General features: G+C 74.5%; 15 protein-coding genes. 11 read left to right on the top strand and 4 right to left on the bottom strand.

What is annotated here, in order from left to right:
• The first annotated feature begins 88 nt into the window (after positions 1–88).
• The 10 genes from ACFVHI_RS22480 to ACFVHI_RS22435 all read left to right on the top strand — a co-directional run bounded on the left by ACFVHI_RS22480 (position 89) and on the right by ACFVHI_RS22435 (position 12,474).
• Entirely contained in the window at positions 89–2,662 is a 2,574-nt protein-coding gene (locus ACFVHI_RS22480; protein ID WP_380342006.1) for a SpoIIE family protein phosphatase, read from the top strand.
• 84 nt (positions 2,663–2,746) lie between these two features.
• Positions 2,747–4,396 carry a sensor histidine kinase gene (locus ACFVHI_RS22475; RefSeq protein ID WP_380342057.1) on the top strand — a complete coding sequence of 550 codons (1,650 nt, stop codon included), beginning with the start codon at positions 2,747–2,749 and terminating at the stop codon, positions 4,394–4,396.
• A gap of 149 nt (positions 4,397–4,545) precedes the next feature.
• Positions 4,546–5,214 (top strand): response regulator transcription factor, encoded by a 669-nt coding sequence (locus tag ACFVHI_RS22470; protein WP_063350480.1) that lies wholly within the window; start codon positions 4,546–4,548, stop codon positions 5,212–5,214.
• Positions 5,215–5,766: 552 nt separating this feature from the next.
• Entirely contained in the window at positions 5,767–6,537 is a 771-nt protein-coding gene (locus tag ACFVHI_RS22465; RefSeq protein WP_063350481.1) for a transglycosylase family protein, read from the top strand.
• Positions 6,538–6,849: 312 nt separating this feature from the next.
• On the top strand, positions 6,850–7,605 hold the full coding sequence (locus tag ACFVHI_RS22460; protein ID WP_063350482.1) for an SDR family oxidoreductase: 756 nt from the start codon (positions 6,850–6,852) through the stop codon (positions 7,603–7,605).
• 196 nt (positions 7,606–7,801) lie between these two features.
• A complete protein-coding gene (locus ACFVHI_RS22455; RefSeq protein ID WP_380342002.1) occupies positions 7,802–8,404 on the top strand; it encodes a TIGR03086 family metal-binding protein in 603 nt (200 codons plus the stop codon).
• Between the two features lie 179 nt (positions 8,405–8,583).
• Positions 8,584–9,966, top strand: a complete 1,383-nt coding sequence (locus tag ACFVHI_RS22450) for a DUF2079 domain-containing protein (RefSeq protein WP_380341999.1) — start codon at positions 8,584–8,586, stop codon at positions 9,964–9,966.
• 96 nt (positions 9,967–10,062) lie between these two features.
• Positions 10,063–10,470, top strand: a complete 408-nt coding sequence (locus tag ACFVHI_RS22445; protein ID WP_063350485.1) for a GntR family transcriptional regulator — start codon at positions 10,063–10,065, stop codon at positions 10,468–10,470.
• A 31-nt stretch (positions 10,471–10,501) separates the two neighbouring features.
• Positions 10,502–11,431: an ABC transporter ATP-binding protein gene (locus tag ACFVHI_RS22440; RefSeq protein ID WP_380341996.1), complete on the top strand. Its 930-nt coding sequence runs from the start codon at positions 10,502–10,504 to the stop codon at positions 11,429–11,431.
• Complete coding sequence (locus ACFVHI_RS22435; protein ID WP_380341994.1) at positions 11,428–12,474, top strand: hypothetical protein; 1,047 nt, start codon at positions 11,428–11,430, stop codon at positions 12,472–12,474. Before ACFVHI_RS22440 ends, ACFVHI_RS22435 begins: the two co-directional genes overlap by 4 nt.
• A gap of 28 nt (positions 12,475–12,502) precedes the next feature.
• Here ACFVHI_RS22435 and ACFVHI_RS22430 read toward each other — a convergent pair whose 3' ends face one another.
• On the bottom strand, positions 12,503–13,651 hold the full coding sequence (locus ACFVHI_RS22430; RefSeq protein WP_380341991.1) for an alpha/beta hydrolase: 1,149 nt from the start codon (positions 13,649–13,651) through the stop codon (positions 12,503–12,505).
• 91 nt (positions 13,652–13,742) lie between these two features.
• Complete coding sequence (locus ACFVHI_RS22425; RefSeq protein ID WP_380341988.1) at positions 13,743–14,999, bottom strand: helix-turn-helix domain-containing protein; 1,257 nt, start codon at positions 14,997–14,999, stop codon at positions 13,743–13,745.
• A 264-nt stretch (positions 15,000–15,263) separates the two neighbouring features.
• On the opposite strand from ACFVHI_RS22425, the gene ACFVHI_RS22420 reads away from it, so the two are divergent.
• Complete coding sequence (locus ACFVHI_RS22420) at positions 15,264–15,656, top strand: hypothetical protein (protein WP_380341985.1); 393 nt, start codon at positions 15,264–15,266, stop codon at positions 15,654–15,656.
• 53 nt (positions 15,657–15,709) lie between these two features.
• Here the strand turns inward: ACFVHI_RS22420 and ACFVHI_RS22415 are convergent, their stop codons facing one another.
• Positions 15,710–16,174, bottom strand: a complete 465-nt coding sequence (locus ACFVHI_RS22415) for a (2Fe-2S)-binding protein (protein ID WP_380341982.1) — start codon at positions 16,172–16,174, stop codon at positions 15,710–15,712.
• Positions 16,175–16,203: 29 nt separating this feature from the next.
• Complete coding sequence (locus tag ACFVHI_RS22410; RefSeq protein WP_380341979.1) at positions 16,204–18,567, bottom strand: molybdopterin cofactor-binding domain-containing protein; 2,364 nt, start codon at positions 18,565–18,567, stop codon at positions 16,204–16,206.
• Positions 18,568–18,744: the final 177 nt, after the last annotated feature.

Genomic DNA, 18,744 nt, shown 5'->3' with positions numbered 1-18,744 from the left:
CCATGCTGGCGCAACCGGGGCCGACGGGCATCCGGGGCCGCGGGGGGCTCGCCTTGACACGCCCCGGGGCCCGGCGTAGCAAAAGAGCATGCGCCATCCGCACGCGGGCGGCCGTGACCGGGCGGCGCCGCCCGGCCCGCACCGGCCGCAGGAGCTTGACGCCGCCCCGGCGGCGGTCGAGCGGGACGACCTGCTGGCGGGCGCCGTCCGCCGGGCGCTCGGCGGCACCGGGGCGTACGGGGCGATGGTGTACCTGCGATCGCGGGACGGCCGCTCGCTGGTGCTCTGCACGATCGCGGGCGTACCGCTGTCGATCATGAGCCCGTTCCGGCGGATCGCCGCCGCCGGCCCGCTGCCCGTCGCCGTCAGCTTCCGCACCGGGCGGACCATCACCCTCGCCGACACCGAGGACACCATGCGGCGCTTCCCGCAGCTCGCGGTCGGCATGCCGTACGACTTCGCCTCCGCCTGCGTGCCGGTGGCGGGCGGCGGGGAGCGGTTCGGGGTGCTCAGCGTGTTCTGGCCGGCCTCCGACGACGGCGTCCCGGAGGACGCCCCGCCGCGGCTGGCGGAGGTGGCCGGGCGGCTGGCCGCCGGGCTGGCGGGCCTGGCGGCGGCCGGGCACCCCGTGGAGCCGGGCGGCGACGCTGCCGTGGTCGAGCTGCCGCCGCCGTCCGCGCCGACCTGCCGGGTCGGGATGTTCGACTGGAACGTCGCCACCGGGGCGCTGGCCGCCGACGAGCAGTTCCTCGCGATCTTCGGCCTCGCACCCGACGAGTTCGACGGCACGGCGGCCGCCCTCGGCAGCCGGATCGCCCCCGGCGACCTGCCCGAGTTCCGGGCCGCCGCCCGGACCGCCCTGGCCCTGGGCGAGGTGCTGGCGGCCAGGGTCCGGGTGCTCGGGCCGGACGGCCACCCGTACCCGGTGGAGCTCTGGGCGCGGGTGCCCTCGGCGATCTCGGCGGACGGCCGCACCCATCTGGTCGGCGCCGTGCTGGACGCCCGCACCCTCACCGCGGCCGCGGCCGCCGTCGAGCGACTGCGCGAGGGCGTCTTCTCACTCGACCCGGACGGCCGGGTCGGCTACGCCAACCGCGCCACCGAGCCACTGCTCCAGGCGCGCCGCGAGGACCTGGTCGGCCACCACCTGTGGGACGTGCTGCCCTGGCTCGCCGACCCCTTCTTCGAGAACCGCTACCGGGCCGCCCTGCTCTCCCAGCAGCCCACCGCCTTCCTGGCCGCCCGCCCGCCGGACGGCTGGCTCGCCTTCTCGCTCTACCCCGACACGCACGGCGTCACCGGCCGGGTGGTGGCCGCCGAAGCCCCGCCGGGCGCTGCCGAACCGCGGGCCGCGCCCCCGCCGCCCGCGGCCCGCGGCGCCACCCGGACCGACGCCCCCGCCGGCATCGGCGGCACCTACCACCTGCTCCAGCTCGCCAGCGCGCTCACCGAGGCCGTCAGCGTGCGCGAGGTCTGCCGGGCCGTGGCCGAGGAGATCCTGCCGGCCTTCGGCGGCCAGGAGCTCGCCATCTACGGGGTGCGCGACAAGCACCTGCACCTGATCTCGCAGACCGGCTACCCGGACGGCTTCCTGGACGGCTTCGAGGGCACCCCCGTCGCCGCCCGCATCCCCGGCGCGGAGACGCTCAGCACCGGCACCCCGATCTTCTTCGAATCGGTCCGCGAACTCGCCGCCGCCTACCCCGGCATCGCGCTCGACGAGATGGGCGCCTGGGCCTTCCTGCCGCTGATCGCCTCCGGCCACCCCGTCGGCAGCTGCATCCTCGGTTTCGACCGGCCGCGCCCGTTCACCGCCGAGGACCGCGGCCTGCTCACCGCCCTCGGCGGCTTCATCGCCCAGGCCCTGGAACGGGCCCGGCTGTACGACGCCGAGTTCACCCTGGCCCGCGGCCTCCAGCAGGCGCTGCTGCCGCACCGCCTCCCGGACGTGCCCGGCATCCGGATCGCCGCCCGCTACCTGCCCGGTACCCAGGGCATGGAGATCGGCGGCGACTGGTACGACGCGATCGTCACCGGCGGGGACGTCACCCTGGTGATCGGCGACGTCGAGGGCCACAGCGTCGGCGCGGCCGCCACCATGGGCCAGCTGCGCAGCGCCGTCCGCGCCTTCGCCACCGGCGGCGATCCGCCCGACCAAGTGCTCGCCCGCACCAACCGGCTCCTCCTCGACCTCGACCCCGGACTGCTCGCCAGCTGCTGCCTCGTCCGCCTCACCCCCGCCGACGGCCGCGCCCGGATCGCCCGGGCCGGGCACCTGCCGCCGGTGCTGCGCTTCCCGGACGGGTGGGCCGAGGCGCTGTACGTGCCGGGCGGGCCGCTGCTGGGCGTGGAGGACCTGGCCGAGTACCCGGTCAGCGAGCTGCGCCTGGCGCCCGGCACGGTGGTCGCGCTGTACACGGACGGGCTGGTGGAGGATCCGGCGGTGGCGATCGACCAGGGGGTGGACCTGCTGCGGGCCGCGCTCGGGCGCGGCGAGGAGCAGGGGCCGGACGGCCTGGAGCTGCTGGCGGAACGGATCCTGCGTGAGGTCGGCTCCTCGCACCGGGTGGACGACGTGGCGCTGCTGCTCACGGCCTTCGACGAGGACGTGCCCACGGACCTGTCCACGGGAGTGCCCACGGAGGTGCCCCGAACGCCGTGAGCGGCGACTTTCGTCGGGGGCGGGGGCGACGAACGGTGGCGGCGGACGGGTGGCGCGGCCCGATAGCCTCGACGGGTGGATGCGATGGCGCGGGCCTGGAAGAAGGCGGTACGGACGGCGTTTCCCGGGCCCTGGCCGCCCCGGCGGGTGGTGGGCCAGGGCGCGCTGGCCCTGCTGATGGGCGGGGTCGCGGTCCTGCTGGAGGTGGCCTCCGGTGTCGGCCACCCGGTCCTGGTGGGGCTGGGGGTCGCGCTGCTGTGGGTGCTGCGGCCGGCCTTCCCGGCGACCGTGCTGGTGCTCACCTCGGCCGCGGCCGGCTGGGCCGTCGGCCCGATGCCGCTGCTGGTCTGCGCGGGCTGGTCGGCCGGGGCGAGGCTGCGCCGGGTCACCGCGCTGGTCGGCACCTTCGTGCTGAGCTGGGTGCTGTTCATGGTGACCGGGGTGCTGAAGGACGCCGGCTCGGCCTCGCCCAAGCTGATCGTCGGGCTCTCACTCGGCGGCTTCCTGCTGGTCGCCGTGCTGCCCGCGCTGTGGGGCCGCTACCGGGCGCAGCGCCGTGCCCTGCTGGACGCGCTGCGCGAGCGCAACGACCAGCTGGTGCGCGAGCGGGTCATGGTGGTGCACCAGGCCCGGCTGCGCGAGCGGCACCGGATCGCCCAGGACATGCACGACAGCCTGGGCCACCAGCTCGCGCTGATCTCCGTGCACTCCGGCGCGCTGGAGGTGGACCGTACGCTCAACGACCGGCAGCGCGAGGCGGTCGGGGTGCTGCGGCAGGCGGCGGTCGCGGCGATGCGCGAGCTGCGCGAGGTGGTCGGCGTCCTGCACGACGAGTCGACGGTGGTGCGGCCGGCGACGGCCGCGGCACCGGCCCGGGGCGGGGTGGACGGGATCGAGGGGCTGGTCGACTCCTCTCGGGCGGCCGGGGCGCTGGTCTCCTTCTCCCGGGAGGGCGAGCCGCGCCCGCTGGCCGCCGCGGTGGCCCACGCGGCGTACCGGATGGTGCAGGAGGCGCTCACCAACGCGCACAAGCACGCCCCCGGCGCGCCGATCACCGTCGCGCTCCGGTACGAGCCGGACGCGCTGGTGGTGGAGGTGGTCAATCCGTGCACGCCGGAGCCGGTGGGCGTGCGCGCCGGCGCGGGCCCGGCGGTCAGCGGCGGCCAGGGGCTGACCGGCCTGCGCGAGCGGGCCCGGCTGGTCGGCGGCATGGTGCACGCCGGGCCGACGCCGGATCAGGGGTTCCGGCTGGCCGGCGTGCTGCCGTACGAGGGGGCGGAGGGCGCGGGCGACGGGGCCGCGGCGATCGCCGGAGTCGACGACTGGGTGCTGGACGGCCTGCCGCCGGTCGTCGGGGCGGAGGACGGGCGGCGCAGTCCGGCGATCGGCTGCGCGGTCGGGGTGGGGGCGGTCGGCCTGACCGTGCTGGGGCTGCTGATCTGGGGCGTGGTGGCCTTCGTCCAGGGCACCGGCGACGCGACGGTGCCGAAGTCGGTGTACGACGGGCTGGAGGTCGGCACGCCGGAGGCCGACGTGCTGCACCGGCTGCCGCCGGGGAACACCTTCTTCACCGACGACTACCAGGGCAGCGGGCCCAAGCCCCCGGAGGGCGCGCACTGCCGCTGGTACCTGTCCGGTGACCTCAGCGACGCCTGGGGCCAGGACAACGTGATGCGGTTCTGCTTCAAGGACGGGCTGCTGGTGGAGAAGGAGCACTACCTCACGAAGTCCTGACCGCCGTGACCGCTCTGACCGCTCTGACCGCTCTGACTGCCCTGACCGGGCTGACTGCTCTGACCGTCCTGACCGGGTGGGACGCGGGGTTCGGCCGGATGTGAGGATGGTGTTCCTGCCGCAGCACCGTTCGAGGGGAATGACCAGCCGTGATCCGAGTCCTCGTCGCCGACGACGAGCCGCTCATCCGCGCCGGGATCAGGATGATCCTGGGCTCTGCCGCCGACATCGAGGTGGTCGCCGAGGCCGCCGACGGGCGGGAGGCGCTGGAGCTGGCCCGGGCGCACCGGGTGGACGTGGTGCTGCTGGACATCCAGATGCCGGTGATGGACGGGCTGACGGCGCTCGGGGAGCTGCCGAGGGTCGCGCCCGGCGCGCGGGCGCTGATCCTCACCACCTTCGGGGAGCGCGAGAACGTCCTGCGCGCCGTGACCGAGGGCGGCGCCGGATTCCTGCTCAAGGACACGGCGCCGCACGAGCTGATCCAGGCGGTGCGCGCGGCGGCCGGCGGCTACGCCTTCCTGTCCCCGGCCGCCACCCGGCACATCGTCGACTCGCTGGCCTCCGGGCGCAGCGGTTCGGCGGCCGCCCGCAGCGCGGAGGCCCGGCGCCGGCTGGAGGTGCTGACGCCGCGCGAGCTGGAGGTGCTGGCCCTGCTCGGCGAGGGTCTGTCCAACGCGGACGCGGGGGCGCGGATCCACATGAGCGAGGCGACGGTGAAGACGTACGTCAGCCGGATCCTGGCCAAGTTGGGCTGTGAGAACCGGGTGCAGGCGGCGCTGTTGGCGCGGGACGCGGAGCTCGGCGCCCGGGACTGAGCGCGTCCGACCGGTCGCGGAGCGTGTCGGGTGTGGCGGATGCCACCTGATGGCCCGTCGGAACGGGGAACTCCGGCTTCGCCGGTGACGGTGCGTCAACTCGTAGTCGCGGTGGGTGGATGGTGTGCTCGGGCTCACAGGTGGACAGAGGTGAAGGGGGGCGTGAAAGTTGATCAGTTGATCTTGAAAATGCGGTCAAACCCGGTCGAACTGGGCACGGCACCTTGATCAATACCGCCGGTAACAGTCAACTGACCTGCGGAGACCAAGAATTGCTTGCTGCACCCCGAGGTGGCCCGTAGCTTCATTGGCGGTGCAACGAGCACCACCCGGGTTCACCCCGACGCACGGCCCGCCGACCTGACCCCCGGCGCGAGGGCCGTGCCCGCCGACGCGACCAGCTCGAACAGGTCGTCGGCGAGTGGAGGTGGCCGGGGCGGCACGGCACGTCCCAGACGTGTCCGGCCGCCCGTCGAGCGAGGTGAGCGTGACTATCGGCCCGTCATGGGTCTGGTTCCGCCTGCCCGCCCGGGGCTTGCCGAGAGGACTTATATGACTTCCCGTCACGAGACCGCCGCTGCCACCGACACCACCGCCACCAAGCGCAACCGCGTGCGGATGGCGGTCGTCGCGGGCGCCGCTGTCGCGGCCCTGCCGGTGGCCGGCCTCGTCACGGCCACCTCGGCCTCCGCCGCGCCCACCTCCAGCTGGGACTCCGTCGCCCAGTGCGAGAGCGGCGGCAACTGGAGCATCAGCAACGGAAACGGCTTCTCCGGCGGACTGCAGTTCACCCCCAGCACCTGGAGGGCGTACGGCGGCACCGCCTACGCCCCCCAGGCCCACCAGGCGAGCAAGGCGCAGCAGATCACGGTCGCCGAGAAGGTCCTCGCCTCGCAGGGGCCCGGCGCGTGGCCGGTCTGCTCGGCCAAGGCGGGCCTGAGCAAGGGCGGCGCCCCGGCCGCCGTCGACACCACCGACACCGCACCCTCGAAGCCGGCCGCCAAGCCGGCGCCCAAGGCCCAGACGCCCAAGGCTCAGACGCCCAAGACCCAGGCGCCGCAGGCCCAGCAGGCGCCGAAGAGCAAGCCGGCGCCGAAGCAGCAGGAGACGTCGAAGCCGCAGCAGTCGGCCAAGCCGGCGCAGTCGGCGCCGTCCTCGGAGAAGAACACCTCCGGTGGCGGCTACACCGTCAGGAGCGGTGACACGCTGAGCGGGATCGCGGCCAAGTTCGGCACCGACACCGGCAACCTGTACGACAAGAACGCCCGCACCATCGGCGGCGACCCGGATCTCATCTTCCCGGGCCAGACCCTGACCGTCTGACACCTCCTCGCACCCGCGCCGAGCGGCCGCCCCACCCCGGGCCCGGCCGCTCGGTCCGGCGCGTTTCCGGGGCCGGGCGTGTTTCCGGGATCGGGCGCGTTTCCGGGATCGGGTGCGAGGGATGGAGCGTGCGAGCGGGCGTGAGGGTGTGCACGCAGGCGCTTCGGGAGATAGTTGAAGGTTGAACGCGACGTCTGAATACCGCCGGAGGTTTCCGGCGCCGAGGCCCAGGATCGAGTCATGTCCGAGATCGGAACCGGGGGTTCTGATCGGAACGAGTCGGATCACATCCGAATGAGGAGTTCTGGAGATATGACGATGAACGGTGCGGCGAAGCTCGACGGCAAGGTGGCCCTGGTGACCGGCGGCAGCCGGGGGATCGGGGCGGCGGTCGCGCTGCGGCTGGCCGAGGACGGTGCCGACGTCGCCCTGACCTACCAGGGCGGGGCCGAGCGGGCCGAGGAGGTCGCGGCGAAGATCACCGCGATGGGGCGCCGCGGCTGGGCGGTCCGCGCGGACAGCGCCGACCCGCAGGCGGTGCAGGCCGTGGTCGCGGCGGTCGCGGAGCGGTTCGGGCGGCTGGACATCCTGGTGAACAACGCGGGCGTCGGTGTCCTCGGCCCGATCGGTGACCTGGCGCTCGACGACGTGGACCGGGTCCTGGAGGTGAACGTCCGGGCGCCGTTCCTGTTCGCCCAGGCCGCCTCCGCGCACCTGGCCGACGGCGGGCGGATCGTCACCATCGGCAGCTGCATCGCCAAGCGGGTCGCCTTCCCCGGCGCCACCATCTACTCGCTCAGCAAGGCGGCGATGATCGGCCTGACCAAGGCGCTGGCCAGGGAGCTCGGCCCGCGCGGGATCACCGCCAACGTGGTCCACCCCGGCCCGATCGACACCGACATGAACCCGGCGGACGGTGAGGCCGCCGAGTTCCAGAGCAGCCTGACCGCACTCGGCCGCTTCGGCGCGGGCGCGGACATCGCCGCCGCCGTCGCCTACCTGGCGGGCGAGGAGGGGCGGTACGTCACGGGCGCGGAGCTCGCGGTGGACGGCGGGTTCGCGGCCTGACGGTTCGGGCCTGACGGTTCGGAGCCTGACGGCTCGCAGCACGTCGTTGTGCGGAGACCGGCCCGGTGGTGCGACCACCGGGCCGGTGTCGTGGCGGGCGGTCGTCGACGGACGCGTTTACGATCGCCCGGTCCGAGTGGTGCCCCCGACCGGACCCGGCCACGCCGGCGACGCGCTCCCGACCGAGAGGTGTGCCATGACCGCAGCGGAAGACCCGATCGACCTGCTCGCCCGGGCCCTCGCGCAGACCGCCGGGCTGATCGACGGCGTCGGCGTCGAGCTGGCCGGGCACCCGACGGCCTGCCGCTCCTGGGACGTCGGCGACCTGGTCAGCCATCTGCTGTTCGACCTGCGGCAGTTCACCGTCCGGGCCGGGGGCGGGCAGCCGGACTGGTCGCAGCCCTTCGAGCGGGTGGAGGAGAACTGGCTGCACGCCTTCGAGGCCGGCGCCGAGGAGCTGGTCGACGCCTGGCGGGAGGCGGGCGACCTCACCGGCACGCTGGAGGTCCCCGGCGTCGGCGCCCTGCCGGCCCGCTTCCCGGTGGACCAGCAGATCGCCGAATTCGCCGTCCACGACTGGGACTTGGCCCATGCCACCGACCAGTCCACCGAGGGGCTGGACCATGAGGTGGCCCTCGCCGCCCTGGCCTGGGCCCGCGGCGCCCTCACGCCCGGGTACCGCGGCGCCGAGGAGGATCAGCACGCCTTCGGCCCCGAGGTCGCTGTGCCGGAGGACGCCCCGCCGTACGACCGGCTCGCCGGCTTCTTCGGTCGCGACCCGGAGGCCGTGCGGCCCTGAGCTCCACTGAGCCGGCGGGCTCCACGGGCTGCACGGGCTCCACTGGCTCCACCTCACCCGCCTAGCGGACCGCATCCGGGCAGGTCAGAGGCCCGGTCGGCGCGGCCGGACCGGGGTTGACGACGGTGTGCCCTTCCACCACCCTTCCACTAATCGAATAGTGAAAGGGTACTTTGCCGATGCGCCTGTTCCGCCCGCCGCGTCGACCCGCCGTCCTGGCCTGGGGCCTGGCCGCGGGGTTCGCCGCGCTCTACACCTGCGTCGCCGTCAACCGCTACCGGCGCGGCCTGAGCAAGGCCTACGACCTGGGCATCTTCGAGCAGGCCATCCGCGCGTACGCGCACGGGCAGGCGCCGATCGTGCCGCTCAAGGGGCCCGGTTACCACCTGCTCGGGGACCACTTCCACCCGCTGATCGCCGTGCTCGCCCCGGTCTACCGGTTGTTCCCGGGGGCCGTCGCCCTGCTGGTCGCCCAGGCGCTGCTGATGGCGCTGGCGGTCGTGCCGCTCACCCGGTGGGCGTACGAGGCGGGCGGGCCGCGGGTCGCGCTGGTGATCGGATGCGCGACCGGGGCGTCCTGGGGGATCGTCCGGGCCGTCAGTGACGATTTCCACGAAATCGCCTTTGCCGTACCGCTGTTGGCCTTCGCGGCCACCGCGCTCGGCCGGCGCCGCCACCTGGCCGCGGCGCTGTGGTCGCTGCCGCTGCTGCTGGTCAAGGAGGACCTCGGCCTGACCGTGGCCGCCTTCGGCCTGCTGATCGCCTGGCAGGCCCGCCGGGGCCGGCGCGGCCCGCTGCCGGGGCTCGTGCTCGCGGGCGTCGGGGTCGCGGCCACCGTGCTCACCGTGACGGTGGTGCTGCCCTCGTTCAACCCGCACGGCGGGTTCGACTACTGGCAGCAGCTGGACGGCGGCGGGCAGCCCTCGCCCTGGTCGCTGGCGGCCCGGATCGGCTGGCCCCCGATCAAGTGGCTGCTGCTCTTCCTGCTCGCCGCGACCGCGGGCTTCCTCGGGCTGCGCTCGCCGCTGGTCCTGCTCTGCGTGCCCACCCTGGGCTGGCGGCTGCTCTCGGCCAACCCGCACTACTGGGGCGTCAGTTACCACTACAGCGCGGTGCTGATGCCGCTGGTGCTCGCCGCCCTGGTGGACGCCCTCACCCGCACCGACCCGCGCCGGGCGCGGCGCGCGCTCGCCGTCAGCGCCCTGGTGGCGGCCGTGACGGTGCCGGTCTATCCGCTGCACGAGGTGGTGATGCCCGAGGCGTGGCGCACCCCGCCCCGGCTCGCGTACACCCGGGCGCTGCTCGGCTCGATACCCGACGGCGCGACCGTCGCCGCCTCCAACCGCCTCGCCGCGCAGCTGACCGGCCGGGCCGCCGTCACCCTGGTCTGCCAGGCGCCGGCCGGGCCGGGGCCCGAGTGGGTGGTCGTGGACCGGACGGACCCGAGCGTGCAGGCCCCGTGCGCGACCGCCGACACCGCCCGGATGCTGGTCGAGTACGAGCGGCGCGGCTACCGGCGGGTCGCCGACCAGGACTCCCTCCTGTTGCTGCAGCGGCCCTGATCGTCCGTATCGCCCGGCACCCCCAGGCCTGGCTTGACCCGGGCGCCGCAGTGGGTCACTATTCCACTATTGGACTAGTGAAAGGTCGAATCGCGTGTGATCGAGTACCGCATCGAGCGGCGCAGCGGCGTCTCCACCTACCAGCAGATCGTTCAGCAGACCAAGCAGGCCTTGCGGCTCGGGCTGCTCCAGCCCGGGGACAAGCTGCCGACCGCGCGGGAGGTCGTCGAGCTGACCGCGATCAACCCCAACACCGTGCTGAAGGCCTACCGCGAACTGGAACGCGAGGGCCTGGTCGAGCCCCGGCCGGGGCTCGGCACCTTCGTCCGGCGCTCGCTCGCCCGGCCGGAGGCGGCCGCCGACGGGCCGCTGCGCGCGGACCTGGTCGGCTGGGTGGACCGGGCCCGCGAGGTCGGACTGGAGCGTGAGGACATCGCCGCGCTGATGGCCTCCGTCCTGGAGCAGCGATTCGACACCGGGGTCTCCCCGGAAACACCGAGTTAGAGGACAGTGGGGGGACCGGGTGAACGACCCGATGAACACACCGCCGGCATCGGCGGTACCGGCGGCGCTCGCGGCCGACGGCCTGGGCAAGCGCTACCGGGGCGAGTGGGCGCTGCGCGACTGCACGTTCGCCGTCCCGGCCGGGCGGATCTGCGGGGTGGCCGGCCCCAACGGTGCGGGCAAGAGCACCCTGCTGGGCATCGCCGCCCGGCTGCTCACCCCCACCGAGGGCGAGCTGCGGGTGTTCGGTGAGCCCGCCACCACCGAGGACCTGCGCGCCCGGGTCGCGTACGTGGCCCAGGACAAGCCGCTCTACCCCGGCTTCACGGTGGCCGAGACCCTGCGGCTCGGCCGGGAACTGAACCCGTCCTGGGACCAGGACCTCGCCCAACAGGTGATCGACCAGGGCGAGTTGAGGATGAGGGCGAAGATCGGCTCGCTCTCCGGCGGCCAGCGCACCCGGGTCGCCCTGGCGCTCGCCCTCGGCAAGCGCCCCGACCTGCTGCTGCTCGACGAGCCGATGTCCGACCTCGACCCGCTCGCCCGGCACCAGCTGATGGGCACCCTGATGGCCGAGGCCGCCGAGCGCGGCACCACCATCGTGGTCTCCTCGCACATCATCCCCGAGCTGGACGGCGTCATCGACTACCTGCTGCTGGTGCAGTCCGGGCGGATCCGGCTCTGCGGCGACGTGGAGGACCTGCTGGACGGACACCAATTGCTCACCGGCCCGGCCGGCAGCGCGCTCCCCGAGGACGTCCTGGTCGAGCAGCGCTCCACCGGCCGCCGGATCGACGCGCTGGTCAGCACCGGCGATCCGGTGGACGGCCCGTGGGAGAGCGGCCGGCCGAGCCTGGAGGAGCTGCTGCTCGGCTACCTCCGGACCCCGGCCGGCACCGCCCGGGCCGCCACCGGACCGGGCCCGCAGGCCCAGACGACCGAGAACGGGATCGCCGCATGAGCACCAACGTCCTGGCCGACCGCGCCACCACCGAGGCGCCACCGCGCGAGCCGCGGACCGCGCCCCGCCCGGGCGGCCTGCTCTGGCTGAGCTGGCGCCAGAGCCGCACCGCGCTGTGGGCGATCGCCGCCTTGGTCGTCACCGCGTCGGCCACCCTGCTCTGGCTGCACTTCTCCGTCCAGCCGCTGATGGCGGATCTGCGCCGGGCCGGGTGCTCCGACGGGGCCAGCTGGTCCAACGCCGGCTGCCAGGGCATGGTCTCGCCCATCACCCGCCGCGCCTACCTGTACACCACGTGGCTCCAGCCGGCCCTGGTCGCCGTCCCCCTGCTGATCGGCATGTTCCTCGGCGCACCGATGCTCGCCCAGGAGTACGAGCGCGGAACCGTTCGCCTCGCCTGGACCCAGTCCGTCAGCCCGCTGCGCTGGCTCACCGCGCGGATCGCCCTGCCCGGGCTGGCGGTGCTGGCCGCCGGTGGGGTGCTCGCCGTCCTGGCGACGTGGGTGTGGAACGCGGACATCGCGCACAGCCCGTTCGCCTTCGATCCGCCGTTCCAGGGCCTCACCTACCCCGTCCTCGGGGTGGTGCCGGTCGCCTGGTCGCTGTTCGCGCTGGCGCTGGGCCTGCTGGTCGGGCAGCTGCTGCGGCGCACGGTGGCCTCGGTCCTGGTCACCGGCGTCCTGGTGGCGGTCGTCCACGGCCTGCTCCGGTGGGGCCGCGCCTCCTTCTACCCGTCGGTCAAGGAGATGGTCCCGCGCGGCGTCTACTTCGGGCAGCCCACCAACGCGTGGCTGGTCGACCGCGGGGTCGTGCTCCAGGACGGCCGGTGGGCCTCGGACCAGTTCTGCTGGGACGGCGACCGGACGAGGGGCTGCGAAGGTGCCACGAGCAACTGGATCGAGTACCACCCCGTCGGGCACTTCGTGCCGATCCAGCTCGTCGAGACCGGGATCCTGGTGGCGCTCACCGTCGTGGCTCTGACGGTGCTCTTCCTCCGGGTGCGGCGGGACGGCAACTCGCTGCGGGCGACCCGGCGGGCCTGACGCCCGAGGACGCGGCCCCGGTCGGGCGTCAGTCGCGGCTCCAGCAGAGTTCGACCTCCGGGAAGCGCGGTGACGGGCCGTCGAGGAGGGGCGCGGGGCGGCCGCGGAGGAAGTGGTCGGCGAACGCCCGGGTGTAGGCGCGGGTGAGAGCGGTCGCCCGGGCCGGGGCGATGGTGCCGAGCAGCGCGGCGTAGGTGTCGGCGGGGAGGTGGCCCGGCAGATTGCCGGGGAGGGCGGCGTGCGGCAGGTCGGTGAAGCTGAGGTGGCCGGCGCCGAGGGTGCGCAACTGCCGCCCCCAGGCGTGCTGGTGGCTGCGCCAGCGCTGCCAGGTCTCGTGGTCGGCGAGCGAGGTGAGCAGGAGGAGGGGCCGGTCCAGGCCGAGGTCGGGAACGGGCGAGCCGAACAGGCCGCCGTCCAGGTTGAGGCCGATCCGGAACCGCTCGTCCTGGCGCATCGCCTCGGCGGCCGCCGAGCCGCCCATCGAGTGGCCGAGCACGCCGATCCGGCCCCCGTCGACGCGGAAACGGTCCTGGCGCTCGGTCAGTTCGGTGGTGACGAAGCGGAGGTCGGCGACCCGGGCGGCGATCTCGCGGCGCTCGGCGGCCTCCCAGTCGGCCGGCTCGTCCTCCAGCACGGTGCGCACCACCCGGCCGTCCGGGAACTCGACGGCGAGGGCGTCGTAGGTGTGGTCGACCGACGCGACGAGGTAGCCGTGGGCGGCCAACTCCTCGGCCAGCGCCGTGCAGTTGCTGCGCAATCCGGTGCGGCCGTGGCCGAGCAGCAGCAGGGGGAGCGGGCCGGGGAGCGCGGGTGCGTCGGTGCGGGCGGTGGGGCGGACGGCCGCGATGGTGCCCGGATCCAGCGGCAGGCGCTGATCGATGGCGGCGGCGACCCGAGGCGTGGTGTACGGCGCGCGGGGGCGGCCGGCGGTGGCGCGGGCCGGGTACCAGAGCTGCACCATCAGCTCGCGCGGGCCGGCGGCGGGCACGAACGGGTCCGGGCGGTCGTGGTCGACCAGGTGCAGGGTGGTCGTGCCGACCGGGCGGCCGGTGGTGGGGGCGGGCAGGTCGATGGTGCGCGGCCGGGCGGCCTGAGCTGCCTGGGCGGGCCCGGCGGGCAGCAGGGCTGCGGCGCCGCCCAGGCCCGCGAGTGCCAGCAGTGAACGGCGCCTGATCATCCAGTATCCCTCGGTGGTGGGGTGGTTGAGGTGCGGTCAGCCTAAATGGTCTGGACCGGTCGGGCCAGGGGTGGTGGAGCGGTGTGGACGCTCAGCGCAGGACGGCGAGGACGGCGCCCCACTGCGAGGTGGTCTGGCCGGTGGCGGCGCAGTGGTCCGGATCCGTCGCGATCCGGTGGGCGGTGGTGAGGCGGTAGGAGGAGAGCCGCAGAGCGGGCAGGCTGGTCCAGCTGGTGCCGAATTCGGGGGCGCTGCCGCTGTTGCTGCCGACCGTGCTCACCAGGAGGTCGCCCGGCGCGCAGGCGGCGGCGTTGGCCGCGGTGGAGAAGGTCGTCCCGCCGGCGTCACCGGAGGCGCGGCCGACGGCCCGGACGGCGGAGACGCCGCGGAACTCGTCGACGGCGACGTGGTACTTGCTCGCCCGCGGGTGGGCGACGCGGATCGAGTCCTCCGCGGTCAGCGCGGCCGCCCCGAAGGCCGCGAGGAGCAGCACCCGGTGCCGGAGGGAGTCGGTGACGTCCCCGACGATCCGGAAGCGGTCGCCCCGGCTGTCGGTGACCGTGACCGCCCCGGGACAGGTGCTGGTCAGCATCATCGTGACCACCAGGGCGTCACCCGGGGTGACGGGGGAGAGCACCGGAAGGACGACCTCGGTACTGGAGACGGCCTGCTGGTCGAAGGCGACCCGGGAGGCCCAGGACGGTGCGCTGTCGTCGGTGGCCGTGCGCGCCGCCGCCGGCCGCGGGCCCGGCGCGGGGCGGGCGGCCGCCTCGGCGGGTGCGGACTCGGTGTCCCCGGACGGGCAGCCGTGCGCGGACGGGGGTGGGGCGTCCGGCGTGCGGAAGCCGACCACGGCGAGCGTGCTGCCGACGCCGAGCGCCACGCCGAGGAGCAGGCAGAACGCGTGGGTCCAGATCGGGCGGCGGCCCCGGCCCGGTCCGGCCGGGGGCTCGGCGGCGACGGAGGCAGCCGTGCTGTCGGCCCTGGTGTCGGCCGTGGTGTTCGCGGGGACCGGCGGTCCCGAGGGCTCGACCGGTGGGGCCGGTGGGGCCGGTAGGGCTGGTGGGGCCGACCCCTCGTCGGCGGCGGCGGTCCACCGGCGGTGCCACTCGGCCTCGTCGCCGCCGCAGGCCCGGACGTAGGCCCTGGTCGTGGTCCAGGACGGGAGGCGCGAGCCGGAGGCCGCCTCGTAGAGCGTGGTGTGGGAGATGGAGCCGGCGGTCTTCGCCATCGTGCGGAACGAGGGCTGGCCCGCCTCCAGGCGCAACCGGCGCAGCTCGGCGGCGAGGGCCTCCGCCGCGCTCGGCGCCGGGTCTCTCTCCGCGGGTTGCGACTCCTGCTCCGCCATGGCGTCCCCCTGTTGTCAGATGTCAGATCCAGCGGCGACCGGTGTTGCTTGTCGCGTACGGATCATAGTGACGCGTGACCGCGGCGTTACGTGATCGACGGACTCCGGTTGGGTGGACGGGGTGTTCGGCGCGGGCGGCGGCCGGTGTCAGCTGTTGTCAGTTTCCGTCAGGCGGTACCGAACACGGTGGGATGTCGGGTCAGCTGTCCCAGTCGCCGCGGCCATCGGGGCGGCGCAACGGTCCGACCGAAAAGGGGAATTGAGATGACCAAGGGCATCCTCAAGAAGATCGGCCGCCGTGGTGCGACCGCGGCGGCCGTGGTGGCGGTGGCCGCCGGCGCGGTGGGCGTCTCGGCGGGCAGCGCGTTCGCCGACGGCTGGTACGCGCTCCGCTACCACGCGAGCGGCCACGGCGTGGGCGTCTACTCGCAGCCGTACTCCTGGGCGTCCAAGACCGCCGGCGACCTGGGGTCGTACTCGTGGTCGTCGGACGAGATCTACATCCAGTGCTGGACCCGGGGCGAGGACATCAACAGCCAGGGCAACGTCTGGTACCAGGTGGGTGGCACGAACGGCACCTTCATCCCGACGTCCTACGTCTACGGCGCGTACGCCGACGGCAACTGGTACTTCCACAACGGCCTGCGGGCGTGCTGACGACCCGCTGACCCCGTCCACCCCGCCCGTGCCCAGGGCGGGGTGGCGTGCCGTCAGCCGGAGGTCTGCCGGGCCGCCGCCTGCTTGATGGCCTCGCGGATGCGCGGGTAGCTGCCGCAGCGGCAGATGTTCTGGATCTGGTCGATGTCCGCGTCGGTCGGGTTCGGGGTGCGGCGCAGCAGGGCGACGGCGGTCATGATCTGGCCCGGCTGGCAGAAGCCGCACTGGGCGACGTCGCAGCCGAGCCAGGCCTCCTGGACGGGGTGCAGGGTGTCGCCGTCGGCCAGGCCTTCGATGGTGGTGACGCTGTGGCCCTCGCAGTCCTTGACGGAGCGGGTGCAGGGCTGGAACTCCTCGCCGTCCAGGTGGCTGGTGCAGGCGCGGCAGACGCCCACCCCGCAGCCGTACTTGGGGCCGGTGACGCCGAGCTTGTCGCGCAGCACCCAGAGCAGCGGCATGTCGTCCGGGGCCTCGACGGTGACGGGGTGCCCGTTGAGGACGAAGGTGTGGGTGGGCATGGGGTGGTGGGGTTCCTTGGCTGGGGGAGTCAGAAGTTGATCGGGAAGGAGCGCGGGCTGGTGCCGGTCGCGCGCGCGTAGGCGTTGGCGACCGCGGCGGAGGCCGCCGGGACGCCCAACTCGCCGGCGCCGCCGGGCGCTCCGCTCGGCGGCATGAGGTGGATCTCGACGGCCGGCGGGGTGTGCCGCTGCCGGGCGTACCGGAAGTCGGCGTAACTGCCCTCGCGCACGGCCCCGTTGTCGATGTGGTTGCCGGCTTGCAGGATGACCGAGATGCCGTCGATCAGGGCGCCGGTCAGTTGGGCTTCCAGGCCCCGGGGGTTGATGACCCGGCCGACGTCGGCGGCGATCACGGCCTTGGTGACCCTGGGGTCGGCCGGGTCGGTGGCGTCCAGCTCGACGAGGTAGGCGGCGCATCCGCTGTTCTCGTCGTGGTAGCCGATGCCCTGGGCGTGGCCGGGGGGCATCGGGCGGCCCCAGTCGCCGGCCTTGGCGACGGTGTCGAGGACGGCCCGGCCGGCGGCGCTGCGCAGTCGGGCGCGGCGGAACGCGACGGCGTCCTGGCCCATCCGGCGGGCGAGTTCGTCCATCATGATCTCGTCGGCGACCCGGACGGTGCCGGAGTAGACCGACCGCCAGCTGCCGGTGTGCATGTCCAGCGGCACTTCGGCGAGCAGCTGGGTGGGGATGCCGACGTTGTACGGGTTCTTCTCGCTGAGCAGGAAGAAGACCTGGGCGAGGCTGAGCCCGGCGAGCGACAGGTTGAAGCCGGCGGCGGTGAGCATCTCGCCGAGGCCGTGCCGGAAGTCGGTCTTGACGGTGGCGGCGCGGTGCTCGTAGCTGAGCACCTGGCCGAGCGCGTAGGTGGCCCGGATCCGGTGGTGGCTGGCCGGGCGCATCCGGCCGTGGCGCATGTCGTCGTTGCGCGTCCACATGAGTTTGACCGGTCGGCCCGCGGCCTTGGAGATCTGGGCGGCCTCCAGGGCGGCGTCGAAGAACAGGCGCCGGCCGAACGAGCCGCCGCCGCGCACCACGTGGACGGTCACGGCGTTCTGCGGGAGGCCGAGTTCGGCGGCGATGGCCTGCTGGGCGACGATCGGCGCCTGCGCGGCGAACCACAGCTCGGCCCGGTTCGGCCGCACGTCGGCGACGGCGGTCAGCACCTCCATCGGCGCGTGGTTGACGAAGGCGAAGTCGAATTCGCCGTCCACGTACTGGGTGAGCAGCGGGGGGATGAGGAACGGCGCGTGGGCGGCACGCAGTTGGCCGCGGATGTCGGAGGTGGACAGGTTGGCGACCGGGCCCGGGTTCCAGGAGGTGCGCAGCGCGTCGCGGGCCTTGAGCGCCTGGTCGAAGGTCTCGGCGAGGACGGCGACGCCGCTGGGGATCCGGACCACGCCGAGCACGCCGGGCATGGCGCGGGCGGCGGAGGCGTCCAGGGTCCTGAGCGTGCCGTTGATGGTGGTCGGGCGGGCGACCACGGTGGGGACGGCGCCCGGGATCGCGAGGTCCCCGGCGTACTTGGCGCGGCCGGTGACGATGTCGCGGGCGTCGATCCGGCCGGTGGGCCGGCCGACCAGGCGCAACTGGTCGGCGCTCTTGGGGGAGCTGGACACGGCGGGGAGGGCGACGGCGGCGGCCTCGGCGGCGAGGTCGACGTAGCCGGCGCGGCGGCCGTCGGGGGCGAGGACGGCGGAGTCGGCGGTGCGCAGGGTGTCTGCCGGAACGTTCCAGCGCCGCGCTGCGGCGGTCACCAGCCGGGCGCGGGCGGCGGCGGCCGCGGCGCGCACCGGGTCGTACAGCGAGCGCACCGAGTTGGAGGCGCCGGTCAGCTGGTTGAAGAGCAGTTCGGGGCGGCCGTCGGAGAGCGGCACGTCCACGTCGCCGATCCGGGCGTCGAGTTCCTCGGCGACGAGCATCGCGATGGCCGTGGTGAGGCCCTGGCCGACCTCCAGCCGGGGCAGGTGCAGTACGGCGCGCCCGGCGGCGGTGAGTTCCAGGACGAGCAGGTGCGAGGTCGGCAGGCCGGCGACGATCAGTGCGTCGCCGAGGTCGAGGATGTCAGGGATGCCGGGCAGGCCGATCAGCTGCGAGGGGGCGGCGGCGTCCTGGGCGGCCGCGGCGGCGCGGACGGCGGCCCGCGCGGTGGCGGGCGCGGCGGCGTCGAGGCCGAGCCGGGCGCCGACGGTGAGGGTCGGGGCGGCCAGCAGGTAGGTGAGGAACCGGCGGCGGCGGGTGCCGGCGTCGTCCCGTGCGGTGCCCGGGTGGCCGGTGTCGTCCGAGCGGGCGATGGAGGTGCTGATGGGAAGAGCCCTTCGAGCCGATGACGGCGGCGGATCGGGCGGGCACGGCGGCGCCGGGCCCGGTGCCGGATCGCGAATGCCGTTGAGCATAGGAGGGCGTTACTGACCGGTCAATACGGCAAAACTTGGCCCTTCGGCGGGGTCGGTGATGCCCGAAGGCCGCTGGGCGAGGCGGATTCGGAGCGGGTACGGAGGGGGCGGCGGCGGTACGGCCGGGGCCGGTTCCGGGCCCGCGGGAGGAGCGATTCGCCGCCGTCGTACGGGGGT

The organism is Kitasatospora sp. NPDC127121 (assembly GCF_042677305.1).
Taxonomy (GTDB): Bacteria; Actinomycetota; Actinomycetes; order Streptomycetales; family Streptomycetaceae; genus Kitasatospora.
Note: the sequence above shows the minus strand (reverse complement) of the source record. Positions and strands in the feature narration are given on the sequence as shown.

Excerpts from the sequence above, each read along its gene's own strand:
- ACFVHI_RS22465 (WP_063350481.1), top strand. The coding sequence starts at position 5,767 with ATGACTTCCCGTCACGAGACCGCCGCTGCCACCGACACCACCGCCACC.
- ACFVHI_RS22430 (WP_380341991.1), bottom strand. The coding sequence starts at position 13,651 with ATGATCAGGCGCCGTTCACTGCTGGCACTCGCGGGCCTGGGCGGCGCC.
- ACFVHI_RS22410 (WP_380341979.1), bottom strand. The coding sequence starts at position 18,567 with ATGCTCAACGGCATTCGCGATCCGGCACCGGGCCCGGCGCCGCCGTGC.
- ACFVHI_RS22415 (WP_380341982.1), bottom strand. The coding sequence starts at position 16,174 with ATGCCCACCCACACCTTCGTCCTCAACGGGCACCCCGTCACCGTCGAG.
- ACFVHI_RS22460 (WP_063350482.1), top strand. The coding sequence starts at position 6,850 with ATGACGATGAACGGTGCGGCGAAGCTCGACGGCAAGGTGGCCCTGGTG.
- ACFVHI_RS22475 (WP_380342057.1), top strand. The coding sequence starts at position 2,747 with ATGGCGCGGGCCTGGAAGAAGGCGGTACGGACGGCGTTTCCCGGGCCC.
- ACFVHI_RS22455 (WP_380342002.1), top strand. The coding sequence starts at position 7,802 with ATGACCGCAGCGGAAGACCCGATCGACCTGCTCGCCCGGGCCCTCGCG.
- ACFVHI_RS22480 (WP_380342006.1), top strand. The coding sequence starts at position 89 with ATGCGCCATCCGCACGCGGGCGGCCGTGACCGGGCGGCGCCGCCCGGC.
- ACFVHI_RS22420 (WP_380341985.1), top strand. The coding sequence starts at position 15,264 with ATGACCAAGGGCATCCTCAAGAAGATCGGCCGCCGTGGTGCGACCGCG.
- ACFVHI_RS22450 (WP_380341999.1), top strand. The coding sequence starts at position 8,584 with ATGCGCCTGTTCCGCCCGCCGCGTCGACCCGCCGTCCTGGCCTGGGGC.
- ACFVHI_RS22425 (WP_380341988.1), bottom strand. The coding sequence starts at position 14,999 with ATGGCGGAGCAGGAGTCGCAACCCGCGGAGAGAGACCCGGCGCCGAGC.
- ACFVHI_RS22440 (WP_380341996.1), top strand. The coding sequence starts at position 10,502 with ATGAACACACCGCCGGCATCGGCGGTACCGGCGGCGCTCGCGGCCGAC.
- ACFVHI_RS22435 (WP_380341994.1), top strand. The coding sequence starts at position 11,428 with ATGAGCACCAACGTCCTGGCCGACCGCGCCACCACCGAGGCGCCACCG.